General features: G+C 72.3%; 14 protein-coding genes. 5 read left to right on the top strand and 9 right to left on the bottom strand.

All coding sequences use genetic code 11. The features are described from left to right. Positions 1–6 precede the first annotated feature (6 nt). Both ACZ6QO_RS04215 and ACZ6QO_RS04210 read left to right on the top strand, forming a co-directional pair. A complete protein-coding gene (locus tag ACZ6QO_RS04215) occupies positions 7–1,299 on the top strand; it encodes a (Fe-S)-binding protein (RefSeq protein WP_465847502.1) in 1,293 nt (430 codons plus the stop codon). Beyond that, positions 1,296–2,036, top strand: a complete 741-nt coding sequence (locus ACZ6QO_RS04210) for an IclR family transcriptional regulator (RefSeq protein WP_465847501.1) — start codon at positions 1,296–1,298, stop codon at positions 2,034–2,036. Before ACZ6QO_RS04215 ends, ACZ6QO_RS04210 begins: the two co-directional genes overlap by 4 nt. Positions 2,037–2,135: 99 nt before the next feature. Here the strand turns inward: ACZ6QO_RS04210 and ACZ6QO_RS04205 are convergent, their stop codons facing one another. The 3 genes from ACZ6QO_RS04205 to ACZ6QO_RS04195 all read right to left on the bottom strand — a co-directional run bounded on the left by ACZ6QO_RS04205 (position 2,136) and on the right by ACZ6QO_RS04195 (position 4,793). Continuing rightward, entirely contained in the window at positions 2,136–2,948 is an 813-nt protein-coding gene (locus ACZ6QO_RS04205; protein WP_465847499.1) for a VOC family protein, read from the bottom strand. Between the two features lie 136 nt (positions 2,949–3,084). Continuing rightward, positions 3,085–4,035: an SPFH domain-containing protein gene (locus tag ACZ6QO_RS04200; RefSeq protein WP_465847498.1), complete on the bottom strand. Its 951-nt coding sequence runs from the start codon at positions 4,033–4,035 to the stop codon at positions 3,085–3,087. 233 nt (positions 4,036–4,268) lie between these two features. Continuing rightward, entirely contained in the window at positions 4,269–4,793 is a 525-nt protein-coding gene (locus ACZ6QO_RS04195; RefSeq protein WP_465847496.1) for a hypothetical protein, read from the bottom strand. 159 nt (positions 4,794–4,952) lie between these two features. Between ACZ6QO_RS04195 and ACZ6QO_RS04190 the strand changes: the two genes are divergently transcribed. The 3 genes from ACZ6QO_RS04190 to ACZ6QO_RS04180 all read left to right on the top strand — a co-directional run bounded on the left by ACZ6QO_RS04190 (position 4,953) and on the right by ACZ6QO_RS04180 (position 7,446). Continuing rightward, positions 4,953–5,633 carry a response regulator transcription factor gene (locus ACZ6QO_RS04190; protein WP_465847495.1) on the top strand — a complete coding sequence of 227 codons (681 nt, stop codon included), beginning with the start codon at positions 4,953–4,955 and terminating at the stop codon, positions 5,631–5,633. Beyond that, a complete protein-coding gene (locus tag ACZ6QO_RS04185; protein WP_465847494.1) occupies positions 5,630–6,910 on the top strand; it encodes a sensor histidine kinase in 1,281 nt (426 codons plus the stop codon). The genes ACZ6QO_RS04190 and ACZ6QO_RS04185 overlap by 4 nt, the downstream gene beginning before the upstream one ends. A 65-nt stretch (positions 6,911–6,975) precedes the next feature. Further along, complete coding sequence (locus ACZ6QO_RS04180) at positions 6,976–7,446, top strand: PepSY domain-containing protein (protein ID WP_465847492.1); 471 nt, start codon at positions 6,976–6,978, stop codon at positions 7,444–7,446. A gap of 158 nt (positions 7,447–7,604) precedes the next feature. Here ACZ6QO_RS04180 and ACZ6QO_RS04175 read toward each other — a convergent pair whose 3' ends face one another. The 6 genes from ACZ6QO_RS04175 to ACZ6QO_RS04150 all read right to left on the bottom strand — a co-directional run bounded on the left by ACZ6QO_RS04175 (position 7,605) and on the right by ACZ6QO_RS04150 (position 14,652). After that, positions 7,605–8,345 (bottom strand): HNH endonuclease family protein, encoded by a 741-nt coding sequence (locus ACZ6QO_RS04175; protein WP_465847491.1) that lies wholly within the window; start codon positions 8,343–8,345, stop codon positions 7,605–7,607. 406 nt (positions 8,346–8,751) lie between these two features. After that, positions 8,752–9,621: an NlpC/P60 family protein gene (locus tag ACZ6QO_RS04170; protein WP_465847489.1), complete on the bottom strand. Its 870-nt coding sequence runs from the start codon at positions 9,619–9,621 to the stop codon at positions 8,752–8,754. 212 nt (positions 9,622–9,833) lie between these two features. Beyond that, positions 9,834–12,131, bottom strand: coding sequence for a tetratricopeptide repeat protein (locus tag ACZ6QO_RS04165; protein ID WP_465847488.1), 2,298 nt, complete (start codon positions 12,129–12,131; stop codon positions 9,834–9,836). 171 nt (positions 12,132–12,302) lie between these two features. Next, positions 12,303–13,148, bottom strand: a complete 846-nt coding sequence (gene dapF, locus ACZ6QO_RS04160; protein WP_465847487.1) for a diaminopimelate epimerase — start codon at positions 13,146–13,148, stop codon at positions 12,303–12,305. Between the two features lie 11 nt (positions 13,149–13,159). Then, positions 13,160–14,056: a tRNA (adenosine(37)-N6)-dimethylallyltransferase MiaA gene (miaA, locus tag ACZ6QO_RS04155; protein WP_465848071.1), complete on the bottom strand. Its 897-nt coding sequence runs from the start codon at positions 14,054–14,056 to the stop codon at positions 13,160–13,162. Positions 14,057–14,124: 68 nt separating this feature from the next. Next, positions 14,125–14,652 carry a methylated-DNA--[protein]-cysteine S-methyltransferase gene (locus tag ACZ6QO_RS04150; RefSeq protein ID WP_465847486.1) on the bottom strand — a complete coding sequence of 176 codons (528 nt, stop codon included), beginning with the start codon at positions 14,650–14,652 and terminating at the stop codon, positions 14,125–14,127. Between the last annotated feature and the right edge of the window lie 20 nt (positions 14,653–14,672).

Raw genomic sequence — 14,672 nt, 5'->3', positions numbered from 1 at the left:
ACGGCCATGAACCCCGAGCTGATCAACGACTGCGTGCACTGCGGGTTCTGCCTGCCCGCCTGCCCCACCTACGCCCTGTGGGGCGAGGAGATGGACTCCCCACGCGGGCGCATCCACCTGATGAAACAGCACGTCGAAGGCACTCCGATCACCCCTGAGATGGCCGGCCACTTCGACGCGTGCCTGGGCTGCATGGCCTGCGTCACCGCCTGCCCCTCGGGCGTCAAGTACGACCGGCTGATCGAGTCGACCAGGGCCGAGGTGGAACGGGCCCACCCCCGCCCGCCGGCCGAACGCGCCTTCCGGGCGCTGGTCTTCGGCCTGTTCCCCTACCCGCGGCGGCTGCGGGCGCTGCGCCTGCCGCTGCGGCTGAGCAGGGCCCTCACACCCCGCGTACGTCCCTTGCTGGAACGGCTGGATCCTCGGCTGGCCGCCATGGCCGAGCTGACGCCGCCCCTCCCCCGCCGCCGGGTACGGCTGCCGGGTCGCGTGGCGGCGCGTGGGGAACGGCGGGCGACCGTCGGGGTGCTCACCGGGTGCGTCCAGAGCGAGTTCTTCCCCGGCGTCAACGCCGCGACGGTGCGCGTGCTGGCGATGGAGGGGTGCGACGTGGTCGTCCCGGCCGGGCAGGGCTGCTGCGGCGCACTGTCGGTGCACTCGGGACGGCCGGAGGAGGCGGCGCGGTTCGCGCGCCGGACGATCGAGACCTTCGAACGGGCGGGCGTCGACACGGTGATCGTGAACGCCGCGGGGTGCGGGTCGAGCACCAAGGAGTACGCCGACCTGCTCGCCGACGATCCGGCGTGGGCGGCGCGGGCGCGGGCGCTGCGGTTCGCCGACCTGGCCGAGTACCTGGCGGAGCTGGGCCCGATCGCCGAGCGCCACCCGTTGCCGATCACGGTCGCCTACCACGACGCCTGCCATCTGGCCCATGCCCAGGGCGTCCGTACCCAGCCCAGGGCGCTGCTAGCCGCCGTCCCGGGGCTGCGGCTGCGGGAGGTGCCGGACGCGGCGATGTGCTGCGGATCGGCGGGCACCTACAACCTGTTCCAGCCGGTCGCGGCACGCGAGCTCGGCGACCGCAAGGCCGCGCAGGTGCTCACCGTCGGAGCCGATCTGCTGGTCTCCGCCAACCCCGGCTGCACCATGCAGATCGCCGCCGCCGCCCGCCGCCGGGGCGAGCACATCCGCGTCGCCCACACCGCCGAAGTCCTCGACGCCTCCCTGCGCGCCCTGTCTCCCGCCGTCCTCGGCCGCGCCTCGAACGGTCGTGCCACCGCCGGGAACGAGCGCTCGTGAGCACGGTCCAGAGCGTCGACCGGGCGTTGGACGTGCTGGAGGCCCTCGCCGACCAGGGCGGGGCGGCCGGGCTGTCGGAGATCGCCGCCCGCACCGGGCTGCCGTACGGGACGATCCACCGATTGCTCCAGGCCCTGCTGAGCCGGGGCTACGTCCGGCAGGAGTCCGATCGCCGGTACGCGCTGGGCGGCGCCCTCGTGCGGCTGGGCGGGGCGGCCGAGCGCATGGTGGGGGTGTGGGCGCAACCCTACCTTTCCAAGTTGGTGGAACTCTCGGGAGAGACGGCCAACCTGGCGGTGCTGGAAGGCGACTTCGTGGTCTACGTGGCGCAGGCCGCGTCCCCGCGGCGGCTGCGGATGTTCGCCGAGGTAGGACGGCGGGTGCTGCCGCACAGCACCGCGGTGGGCAAGGTGCTGCTGGCCGACCGGCCGGACGCCGCGGACATCCTGGCGCGCACCGGCCTGCCGCGCCGCACCGAGCACACGATCACGACGGTCGAGGCCATGCTCGCCGAGCTGGACGCCGTGCGGGCGCGGGGCTACGCGATGGACTTCGGCGAGGAGGAGCTCGGGGTGCACTGCCTGGCGGTGCCGGTGCGCGACGGCGGCCGGGTGATCGCCGGCATGTCGATCTCGGGGCCGGTGGAGCGCATCGAGGCGCTGAACCGGGAGGAACTGGCCGAGGGCATGCGGAAGATCGCCGCCGACTTCGGCGAGGACGTCTCACCCTCGCGCTGACCGCCTCGGCACCGGCGGCCCACCGTGGCCCCGGGCGGCGCCGGGCGGCAGGCGTGGCTCATCCGGCCACTGGACGGGGTGTTCTCCTCATGGCGAAGTTCAGAGGCCCTGGAGGATCGAGATGCCGACGGGGTGCTCGCCGAAGGGGTGCTGGCAGAGGGCGAAGTCGGCGCCGAACGGGTCGGAGACGACGGCGACCGGACCGGTGCGCGACTCGTACTCGGGGATGTGCACCGACCCGCCTCCCTGGAGGATGCGGGCGATGGTGGCGGAGCAGTCGTTCACCCGCAGGTAGAGCATCCAGTGGCGCGGAATCCACTCGGTCTCGTACGGCACGCGCAGCCGCCCGCAGACCGGAATGTCGCCGACCTTCCACACCACGTAGTCGTAGTCGATCCCGTCGCCGATCTGGAACGGCTGATAGCCGAAGATCGCCCGGTAGAACTGGTCGGTCACCCGGGCGTTCCTGGCGTTGACCTCGTTCCAGCACATGGCGCCGATGTCTCCGTACAGGCGGGACCCGATGCTGGCGCCCGCCTGCCACAGCCCGAACAGCGTGCCCTCGGGGTCGGCCGCGAGGGCGAACCGGCCTTCGTCGTGGATGGCGGTCGGGAGTATGACGAGTTTGCCGTCGTTGGCCTCGACCCGCACGGCGGAGGCCTCGACGTCGGAGGTGGCGAGGTAGGTGTTCCACGCCGGCTCCACGTTCTCCAGACCCACGGCCGGCGCGGTGATGGCCGCGACCGGCATGTCATCGACCAGGCACATCGTGTAGTGCCAGAACTCGGGGCCGAGATCTTGGACGGTCCACCCGAAGACGTCCCTGTAGAAGCGGGCTGCTCCGGGGACGTCGTGCGTCGTCAGCTCCGGCCAGCAAGGTGCGCCGTCAGGGTAGCGGCAGCGCTCCGACATCACAGATCTCCCCCCGAGAAGGTGTGAGCCCCCCATAGGGGCATACTTCCATCAACTCCCGGCCGCGGCCCCTCCGGACCCCCAAGCTTGCCGTTATCTGGACATATGCCCCTAAATCACCGTATCTGACGTGGGGTCAGCGTGACTGCGGGGTGATGTTGATCGAGCCGTTCTGCGGCACCGGCACGACCTGCACCCTGCCGTCCTGGATGGCCTTCCACAGGATGGCCCCCTGCGGCCCGAGCACCTTCACCAGGTCTCTGATGGACTCAAGCTCGGTCTTGACCTTGGTGTTGATCTGCTGCTGCGCGAGGTTCTGCTGTTTGGCGGCCTGCTCGGCGGCGAGCGCGTCGATCAGGGTCTGCGGCGGCTCGGGCTTCTGGATGGTCAGCACGACATCGCCGCAGTCGCCGGTGCCGCCGAAGTTGGGCTGGCAGAAGTAGTCGTCGCCGGCGGTCTCTTTGATGAACTGCCGGGACAGCTGGCCGACCCGCTGCTCCCACTGCTGCTTGACGTCGGGGTCGTTGAACAGCTTCTTCCACTCGAACTCCTGCGAGGCGGCGTCCATCGCGCGGTCGAGCGGCTGCTTGAAGTAGAAGTTGAGCATGCGGCGCCAGCCGTCGGAGGACGCGGAGCCTTCGAAGTACGACCCGTACTTCAGCCCGATCTTCTCGTGGAAGCGGCGCAGGGTCTCGCAGGAGGTGTTGAGCGTGAAGGTCGCCGACCCGGCGACCTCCATCTCGACGTTGTCCTTGGAGACGATGCTGATCGGCTTGGACTCGGCATCCGGCGAGCCGGAGAAGTCGAAGGTGCGCTGGCCGAAAGGATAGGCGTAGGAGGTGTCGCCCGGGCCGAGGTAGGTGGCCCCGCTGGACGGGTTGATGCACTTCACGAACTTGATCGCCTCGAAGGGGCCGCCGGCGTAGTGCAGCCGCACCTCGTCGGGCGCCGTGCTCACCTTGGTGCACCCTGTGGCGACGAACGAGAGCACCACGATGGCGATCACGGCGAGCAGGATGCCCCTCAGCAGCAACCGGCCGCGCCTCCCGCCCTGCGCCTGGTCACCGATGCTCTTGCGTGCGTTCATCGCCCACCCGTCCTTTACTCGGCCTTTACGGTCGGCCGATCCTAGAACACCGGGCGGCGGGCGCGAGGCCGCCGACCGGCTCCCTGTGGACAGATCGCCACCGCGGGCGGATCCCGGCGTCCAGCCGGTCCTGGTCGGGCGTCCAGCCGATGTGGTTCCACCGTTCAGCCGGTGCGGGTTCCGGCGTTCAGCCGGTGCGGGTTCCGGCGTTCAGCCGGTGCGGGTTCGAGCGTTCAGTCGACCTTGACGGTGTGGACGGGGCGTCCGCCGGAGCACCGGATCTCGATCTCGGTCCTGGTCTCCCCTTCGAACCGCACGCGCGCCTTGTCCCGTGGCCCGCGCTCGGCGTCCTTGACCTCGTACCCCTGGGCCGGCGTCCACGACCGCAGCGTGACCGAGCCGCCCTCGCACCGTGCCACCACCACCCCGCCGGGCGCCGCGATGACCCTGCTGTGGCCCGAACTCGGCCCCGGCAGCCCGGACGGCGACGCCGACGGCGCGGCCGTGCTCGACGGGGAAACCCCGGGAGTCGACGGCGCGGTCGCCGGTCCGGACGACGCCGGGTTCTCGGAGGCGGCAGAGGCGGCGGAGGTGGCGGAGGCGTCCAGTGAGCGCCGCACGTCGGCGGGTGACAGCGCCCGGGTCGCCGAGCCGGTGACGGCGTCCCCGAGGAAGGTCGTCACGACGATGCCGGCGCCCGTGGCGAGGACCGCGGTGACCAGCCAGCCGCCCACGACCAGCAGCGGACGCCGGTTCACCGCGCGTCCCCGCGCGAGCCGCCCTTGCCGCCGTCCACCGCGAGCCCTCCGTGGTGTTGATCCATGCGCCCGATGTTCCCTTGCGAAAGCCTAAGACCGGGTTAAAGGCGCCATAACAGGGTTTATGTCGGTGCCGCGGACCGGTTACCGTAACCGCCCATGGCCAACGTCCTGCTCGTCGAGGATGACGCGACGATCCGCACCGCACTCATGCGAGGTCTGCGCGACCGCGGCCACGCCGTGTCCTCCGCTCCGACCGCGCTGGAAGGACTGCGCCTCGCCGTCGCCGAGCGCCCCGACCTGGTCGTCCTCGACCTCGGCCTCCCCGATCTCGACGGCACCGAGATGCTGCGCATGCTCAGGGCCGTCAGCCGCGTCCCGGTGATCGTGGCGACCGCGAGGGACGGCGACGCCGAGATGGTGCGGCTTCTGGACGCCGGGGCCGACGACTACGTGGTCAAGCCCTTCAGCGCGGCCCAGCTCGACGCGCGCGTCCGCGCCGTGCTCCGCCGGACCGGCGACGGCCGCACCGACACCTCGGTGATGGTGGGCGACCTGCGGCTGGACCCGCGCAGCCGCGAGGCCGTCCTCGCCGGGACCCCGCTGGATCTCACGCCGCGCGAGTTCGACCTGCTGCACTATCTGGCCGCCCGCTCGGGCCAGGTGGTGACCAAGCGCGAGCTGCTCACCGAGGTGTGGCAGGTGCCCTACGGCGGGGCGGACAAGACCGTCGACGTCCACCTGTCCTGGCTGCGCCGCAAACTGGGCGAGACCGCGCAGGAGCCCCGCTACCTGCAGACGGTGCGCGGCGTCGGGGTCAAACTGGTCGAGCCGTCATGAGGCGCTGGCTCGCGCTGCTGGTCGCCGCCACCACCTCGCTGGTGCTGATCGCCCTGCTCGTGCCGCTCGCCCTACTCGTCCGTGCTCTGGCGGAGAGCAGCGCGGTCACCCAGGCGACCGCCGAGGCGCAGTCCGTCGCCGCGGCCGTGGGCACCGCCGACCTCGCCGGGCTCACGCTGACCGCCGAGCGCACCTCCGCGTCCAGCGGTCACGCGATCACCGTGTTCCTCCCCGACGGCCGGATCGCGGGCGCTCCGGCCCCCCGGTCTGCGGCCGTGCGGCTGGCCGCGCGCGGGCAGAGCCTGACGGCCGAGACGCCGGACGGCCTGGAGGTGCTGGTCGCGGTGCAGGGACTGCCCGGCGGGACGGCGGTGGTCCGCGCGTTCCTCGGCGAGAAGGACCTGCGCCGCGGCGTCCGCGAGGTGTGGCTCGGCATGCTGCTGCTCGGGCTGGCGCTGATCGGGGTGGGCATCGTGGTGGCCGACCGCCTGGCCCTGGCGCTGACCCGGCCGATGAGCGGACTGGCCCGCGTGTCGCACCGGCTGGCGGCGGGCGACCTCACCGCCCGGACCACCCCGGGCGGCCCCGCGGAGGTGCGTGACGTGGGTCTCGCACTCGACCATCTCGCGGGACGCATCAGCGACCTGCTGGCGGAGGAACGCGAGACCGCCGCCGACATCTCGCATCGGCTGCGCACGCCCCTCACCGGGCTGCGGCTGGAGGCGGAGTCGCTGGCCGATCCGCAGGAGGCGGCGCGGCTCGGCGTCCGCGTGGACGCGCTGGAACGCGCCGTGACCTCGGTCATCACGGACGTGCGCCGCCGGTCGCGCGAGCAGGCGAGCTGCGACGCGGCGCAGGTCGTGGCCGAACGCGTGACCTTCTGGTCGGTGCTCGCCGAGGACCAGGGGCGGGCCGCCGAGGTGGACGTGCCGCCGGGGCCGGTGGAGGTCGGCGTGAGCTCCGCCGAGCTCTCGGCCTGCGTGGACGCGCTGCTGGGCAACGTGTTCGCGCACACTCCCGAGGGCGCCGCCTTCTCCGTGCGGCTGACGCCCGAGGCCGGCGGCGCGCGGCTGGAGATCGCCGACTCCGGCCCGGGTTTCCGCTCGGGTCCCGGCGCCGGGCATCCCCTGGAACGCGGCAGGAGCGGCGCCGGCTCGACGGGGCTCGGCCTGGACATCGCCCGGCGGACGGCGGAGGCGTCCGCCGGCTCCCTCTCTCTGGACACCGCCCCCGGCGGCGGGGCCCTGGTCGTCCTCCGCCTGGCATCCCCCCGATGACGGCTTAGGAGTGCCTTAACATCTCCGCAGCGCGGGCTTAGCGCGACCGGCGCGAGCCTTGGCGCATGACGAACACACACCGCATCAGCAAGGCCGCCAAGCTCGCCATCGCGGGAGCCGGGATCGCGGCCCTCTTCGGCACCGGAGCGGTCGCCGCCTCCGCAGCGTCCTCGGCGCCCTTGGCGTCCTCCGGGTCCTCGGCGTCCTCCGGGTCCTCGGTGTCCTCAGGGGCCGCGCGCCTCACGGGCTCGACCTCCGCGGGCGCGAACGGCTCCGCGGCGGCCTCGGCCGGGACGGCGGGCCGGGCGAGCGCGAGCCAGGAGGCGGTCACCTCACGGGGGATCACCTACCGGCAGGCGGTCAGGATCGCCAAGAAGCGCGTCCCCGGCGCGCAGGTCACCAAGGTCGAACGCGAATGGGAGCACGGGCAGCGGGCCTGGAAGGTCGAACTGCACAACCGCGGCACCGAGTACCGCGTCTACGTCTCCGTCAGGACCGGAAAGATCATCAAATTCCGCCAGAAGCACGACGACTGACCGGAGCGCCCCGCGGCGGCCGACCGCCGCGGGGCCGACCGCCGCGAGGCGGCCCGGCGCTCGCCGCCGCCTGGGCGTCTTCCAGGGGCACCGGGCCGAGGCCTCCCGGGAACGGCGTGAGCACCGGACCGGCCCTGCGGCCGGCGCCGATGGCGCGTTCAGCGGCACTGGGTGAGCATGGCCTCCTTGTCGGGGGCCGTGACGGGAAGGTCGTACTTCAGGGCCACCTGGGCGAAGCGGACGGCGTAGGAGCATCGGATGCCCTTCGCCGGCGGGAGCCACGTCGCGGGCCCCGAGTCGCCCTTGGAGGCGTTCGCCGAGCCGTCGACCGGCAGCAGGTTCAGCGGGTCGTTGGCGATCTGGACCCTCTTGGACTTGCTCCACCGCGACGCGCCCATCTGCCAGTCGTACGAGAGCGGCATGACGTGGTCGATCTGCACCTCGGAGGCGTCCTGCTTCTTCCACTTGATCGTCTTGTCCGTATACGGGTCGTACAGGGTCATCGAGACCACGATGCAGTTGGATCCCGACCGGTATTTCAGGTCCTCGCCGTCGCGCGCCAGGACGTCGTTGCGGGTGTCACAGCCGTTGCGCGCGAACGGGATCTCGTCGGCGTTGTCGGCCCAGGCGTACCCGAACTCGTCGCGGTCGTAGCCCGTCTTCGCGCCGCGCCCCTTGGTCGGGACCTTCTCAATGATCTTGATGGCGTCCTCGCGGTCCTTGGCGGACTTGATCATGCCAAGGCCGCGCTCGGTGCCCTTGGGGTTGTCCAGCGGATTGACGCCGGTCGAGGCGCCGCCGCCGTCCCCTCGCGACCCGCCGTCGCCCCCGGCCCCGGAGCCGACGGCGTCGATGGGAGCACATCCTCCGATCAAGACGGCCGCGACCGCTCCGGCCATGATCGCGCGATATCCACGCAGGCGCACTGCCACCCCCAGGTAAACGGAAAGTAATCCCTAGGTATAGCAACTACCCGCGAAAGCCGCGATTACGGCATACGGCCGAGGGATCCACGCACCTCGCCCGGTCAGGAAACGTCCGTCCACCGGCCGGACGGACTCGACGAGGCGGGACCGGGACCCGTGGCCGGAGACCGGCGAGACGACCTTCCGCCTCCTGGACCGAGCGCGAGGATCGGCGCGGCCGGCCCGGTCCTGTCGCGCCGGCCGCTCGTCCCGGCCTCCGGGCACGAAGAAACGTCCCACCGATGGAGTCATCGGTGGGACGTTTCACGACAGCCGCATCGTTTCTTGTCAGACCACCCTGAAATCGGGACCGACAATGCGGAAGCCTCTTACACGGCGATCAGCAGTTTGGAATGTCCCGTCCTGCGTTGTCCTTGGCTTCGTCGTTGCCCCATTTGGCGAGGTAATACGCGGACACATAAGCGCCGCGACCATTCTTGCCCGGGTTCGTACGGTCGAGGTCGGTTCTCAACCACCAGTGGTTGAACTCGGCGCCGTGCCGCACTTCGGCGCCCCGGACACGGCAGTACACGTAGTTGGTGCCCTTGTTCAGGGTGCCCTGCGGGTCGTCGGTGTTCGGCTCCCGGTAGCCGGTCGCGTTGGCGAACGTGTCGACCCAGACCTTCCCGCCGGGCGCCGGAGCGCCGCCGCCGCCGAACACCAGCGGCCGGTAGGCGTGGAACTGGCTGCCGCGGTTCAGCCCGTAGGTGAGGACACGGTGGTCGGTGCCGTAGCCGCCGCGTTGCTCATAGGCCCAGTACGAGGTGCGCCCGGGGTTCGCCCACACCTCGAAGATCACGACGTGCCGGTTGTTGTTGTCGCCGATGGCGTCGATGACGAGGTCGCCGGGGAGCAGGTCGGACATCGCGATCGGGGTGCTCACTCGCGACGAGGCGAGCGTCACGGTGTTCGGGCCCGGAGCGCTCAGCCCGAGCGCCATCGAGGCGTAGCCGGAACAGTCGGTGCGGTAGCCGTTGTGGTACCTGTTCTGGTGGTACGGCACCCGCTGCGGAGTGCCGGGATGCCAGGTCTTCGCCCGGTCGATGACGCTCTGCCGGGACACGTCCGCCGCGGCGATATGGCTCCGGCCGGAGGCCGCGGCGACGTGCGACTCGGCGGAGGCGTCGGCGTCGGCCGCGGCGCGGGGTGCCAGTGAAACGGCGGCGACCCCGGCGATCGCAATTCTGATGAATAGCTGCTTACTAGACATATCACCCCTGGTAAACGCTGTGGTCAGCCACGAATATTAGCGCCGCCACCGCTGATCACCCGGGGAGATCACCGGAATTCCGGGGCCCGGGAAAGCGATTTTGTGCCGCGATGGCAACGAGCACCGCCGGAGACACAAGAAAAGGCGCCCGGAATCCACGACGGGATTCCGGGCGCCTGGAGTTCAGGCCGCCCGCCGGGCGGCGAAGGACCTCAGAGGCCGTACTCCTTGGTGATGCGCTCGTGGCGCTCGACCTCGATGCCGGCGCTCCTCGCCAGGTCGAGCCAGGCGAGCGGGTGGCTCCACCGCTCGGTGGCGTCGTCGAGGAGGGCGTCGACCTCGACGGCCTCCACGCCTGGGGGAACGGCGATCCAGCCGTAGACGCCCTGGAGCCGCTCGCCGGTGGACGGGTGGGTCACCGAGTAGTTCTCGTCGCTGTAGACCCACATGGGCCAGCCGCGCTCGGCCAGGACCTCGTTGAACTCGGTCCAGTCCTCCTCGTTGGGGGCCGCGCCGTCGAAGAACCAGCTCGTGTAGCCGCCGGGGCGCAGCAGCGCCACGCCCGCGAACGGGATGACGTAGTTCTCCTGCTCCTCGGCGCTGTCGGGCACCGGCTCCAGCGGGCGCGGGTCGATGACGACGATGTCGCCGGCGTTGTAGTCCATGCCCCGGGGCTGCGGGATGAGCAGCCGCGCGGTGGCGGGGCCGGTGCGCACGGAGAGGACCTCCCTGCGGCTGCCGTCGGAGACGGGCAGGACGACCCGGACGAGGTGCCATTCTTCCTCGATGGGCCCCTCGGCGGACTCGATCGGCATGCCGAGCTTGGCCGCGCCCTCGCGGACGAGCTGCCAGTCTTCCGAGGCGGTCGCCATGACGATCATGCGCCAGACGTCCTCCTCCTCGCCGTCCTCCGACTCGACCAGCCCGCGCAGGATGGCCGCGCCCTTGGCGTTGTCCCCGAGCTGCTGGGCGGCCCCGGCGAGCAGCCGGCGGGCCTCCAGCGCGACCGTGCCCTGCGCGCCGGACTCGAGCGACTGCTCGGCCTCGGCGGCGGTCTCGGTCCACCGTTCGCGGGCCCGGTGCAGGCGGGCCAGCGCCAGATGGGCGGAGGCCGGGGGCAGCATGGCCGCGAAGCGCTCCAGCCGCTCGTCTTGCTCGGCCTCGATCAGCACGCCGGTGAGGTAGGCGACGTCCTCGTCCTCGGCGGCGGCCGGGTCGGCGTCCTCGACGATCGTCTTCCACAGGATGTCGGCGCCCAGCGGCGCGTAGCCGAGGAAGCCGAGCGTCGTGGTGTGCCGGCGGGTGGCCTCCAGGTCGGTGCCCGACAGCGGCCACAGCCAGCCCACCCAGCGCTCGGGGTCGGCGTTGTGGCCGTCGGCGGCGTCGAAGTAGGCGACCAGCTCGGGCTGCGGGCCCGGCGCCGGCGGCGGCACGGCGGCGTCCGCCGCGGCGCGCAGCCCGGCCACCCGCTCGGGCAGCCCCTCGGTGACGCGCAGGTCGCCCAGCCACGTCTCGGCGAGGTCGGCCAGCGCGCGGGCCTGCCAGACGCCCTGCCGGGCCACGGCCAGCTCGCCGGCGATGAGCGCCAGCTCGACCCGGCCGCGGTGCACGCCCATGGCCTCGAAGTAGGACATCCACTGGCGCAGCACCCGGCCGAGCTGCCAGGTGTTGCTGATCACCGAGTCGAGCAGGCGGACGGCGCGCGCCCACTCGACCCAGTCGCGCGGGTGCTCGCCGACGACGTCGAGGTCGGGAAGGGCCTCAAGGGCCTCAAGGGCCTCGGTCTTGCGGTCGGCGGAGGCGAGCACCAGTGCCCGCAGCACCCCTTCCCTGTGGTCCTTGGCCACCGGGTCGTCCGCCGGGAACTCCTTGGCGGCGTCGAGCTCGGTGAGCGCCTCGATGGTGCGGCCCGCGGCGAGCAGCGCGCGCACGCCCGCGGCCGCGAGTTCCCAGCTCACCTGCCCGTCGGCGCCCCTGCGCCCTGCGACGGCGGACTCGTAGTAGGTGACCGCCTGCTCGACCTCGCCCTTGTCGGACAGCGCCGCGACGTACTGCGTGACCAGCCCGCAGTAGGCGGGAGAGTCGGGCCGCAGGCCGTCGAGCGCGGCGCCCAGGGCGGCCAGGCGCTCGGTGGCGTACCCGGGGCCGTCGGTGTTGGCCTGGCAGACGGCCAGCGCCTCGACGGCGGCGGGAACGGAGGGGCAATCCTTGGTGTCCTCGCGGCGCGCGAACTCCATCAACGCCTCGGCGTCGCCGAGGGCGGTCGCGCCCTGAGCGCGGTCGCCGATGCGGCTCAGCAGGTGCCAGTGGCGGGCGAAAAGCTCCAGCCACGGCAACTCGAGCGCCTCAGCCTGCTGGGCGACCGCCGGCGCCATCACGTCAAGCTGGGCGTACCGGCCCTCGAAGGCCTGCGCGGGCAGGTCGCCCAGCGCGATGGCCAGCCCGGTGTTCCCCGCTTCGTGCAGTTGCCGCTGGGTGTCTGCGACCCAGGCCCAGATGTCCACGTCCATGGCAGGTCAGTCTGCCAGTTCGCGGGGCATGCCCCAAACATGCGGACGGTGCGGTGAGCATGACTCCCGGTACGCGCCCGGCCGGCGGTGCCGCGCGGCGCGGCGCACGGACGACCGCGGCGCCCCAGGTGGCGGGCCAGATGGCGGATCAGGGGCGCCCCAGGTGGCAGGTCAGGCGAAGTGGGCGGCGGGGATCTCGCCGGAGGCGACGAGGACGGCCGGACCGGTCAGCAGGCTGGTGTCCTCCCGCAGCGAAACCGTCAGAAGACCCCCGGGAACCTCGACCGCCCAGGTGCCCAGCGGGTCGCCGCCGAGCCGCGCCGCCGCCACGGCCGCGGCGACCGCGCCGGTGCCGCAGGCGAGCGTCTCGCCAGAACCGCGCTCGTAGACGCGCATGACGATCCGGCGTTCCCCGACCGCGTTGAGCAGCTCGACGTTGACGCCCTGCGGGAACACGGCCGGGTCGAACGAGGGCGGGGAGGACAGGTCGAGACGGGCGACAGGCTCGCCGGTCACGCAGGCCAGGTGAGGGTTGCCCATGTCGACCACGGTGCCGTCGAACTCCTGGTCGCCGAGGCCGGCCCGGCTCTCGCCGAGCACCTTGGGCATGCCCATGTCGACCGTGACGTCCCCCTCGCTGCCCAGGCTCACCCGGCGCACGCCCGCCCTGGTCACGACGTCGAACTCGCCGGGGTCGGCCAGGCCGGCGTCCACGAGGTAGCGCGCGAAGACCCGCAGGCCGTTGCCGCACATCTCGCCCAGGCTGCCGTCGGAGTTGCGGTAGTCCATGAACCACTCGGCGGCGGTGGGGCGGCCGGCCTCACGGGCCTGGTCGGCGATGGCGACGGCGTCGGGGCTGAGCTTGACCGGCACCACGCGAAGCACGCCGTCGGCGCCGATGCCGGCGCGCCGGTCGCACAGCCCGGTCACCGCCGAGGTGTGCAGGTCGAGGCTCCCGTCACGGTCGGGGAGGATGACGAAGTCGTTCTGGGTGCCGTGCCCCTTCAAGAACCGCATGCCGCCACATCCTACGCCCCGACGAGCACCAGCGATCGTTCGAGCAGGTCAGGGGCGTCGAACGGCAGCCACCGCACCCGGGGGTCGCGGCGGAACCACGACTGCTGGCGCCGGGCGAACCGCCGGGTGGCCCTGACGGTCTCGTCGCGGGCCTGCTCCTCGGTCCACTCCCCCGAGAGGAACCGCAGGACCTGGGCGTAGCCGAGGGCACGGCCGGCCGTGCGTCCCTGGGCGAGCCCGCGCGCGGCCAGGGCCTCGACCTCCTGGACGAACCCGGCCGCCCACATGCGGTCGACGCGGAGCGCGATGCGCTCGTCGAGCACCGGGCGCGGCACCTCGACCCCGATCTGCACGCTGTCGTAGATCGCGTCGTAGGAGGGCATCGTGGCCGAGAAGGGCCGCCCGGACAGCTCGATCACCTCAAGGGCGCGGACGATGCGGCGGCCGTTGCTCGCCAGGACGGCCTCGGCCGCCACCGGGTCGCACTCCTTGAGTCGCTGGTGGAGCGCCTCGGGCCCGACCTCGGCCAGCTCGGCCTCCAGCCTGGCCCTGATGCCGGCGTCGGTGCCGGGGAACCGCAGGTCGTCCAGGGCGGCGCGCACGTACAGCCCAGAGCCGCCCACCAGGATCGGCGCCGCGCCCTTGGCGAGCATCGCGTCGAGCAGCGGGCGGGCCATGCGCTGGTACTCGGCGACGCTGGCCGTCTCGGTGATGTCCCAGACGTCCAGCAGGTGGTGGGGCACGCCGCGCCGCTCGGCGAGCGTCAGCTTGGCCGTGCCGATGTCCATGCCGCGGTAGAGCTGCATGGAGTCGGCGTTGACGGCCTCGCCGCCCAGGGCCAGCGCCAGGTCGACGGCCAGGTCGGACTTGCCGGCGGCGGTCGGCCCGACGACGGCCACGACCGGCACGCCCCGGCGGGGCGCGCCCGTCTCGTCCCGCGTCTCAAGGGTCGAAGGCGCCTCGGGCCGGCGTTCCACTACAGCTCCCAGTCGAGGGTCGGGGGGAGGTAGCCCTCCAGGGTCAGCAGCCAGCGCTTGGACTCGACGCCCTCGCCGCCGCTGAAGCCGCCGAGGCCGTTGCCCGCGACGACACGATGGCACGGCACGATGATCGGGATGGGGTTGCTCCCCATGATCGACCCGATGGCGCGGGCCGGGACGCCGGCGCCGCTGCCGGCCGCGAGCTCGCCGTACGTCGTCACCTTGCCGTAGGCGACGGTCTCGTACAGCGTGCCCAGCACCCGCCTCTGGAGGACCGACATCAGCCGCCAGTCGACCGGCACCGTGAACGCGGTGAGCCGCCCGGCGAAGTACGCGGCCAGCTGCTCGCGCGCCTCGGCCGTGCGCGCGGGATCGTCGACGACGGCGGCGTCGAGGCGGTCGAGGATCTTGCGCCTGACCCGCGGCGCGTCCTGGAACGCGGTGGCCGCCACACCGTCGGGGGTGACGGCGGCCAGCACGTCACCGAGCGGTGTCGGCACGCTGCCGAAGGCGACGTCTACCATCTGATCATGTCCATCCGAGC

It is taken from the genome of Sphaerisporangium sp. NPDC049457, assembly GCF_055586705.1.
This window is presented reverse-complemented; position numbering and strand designations above follow the sequence as displayed.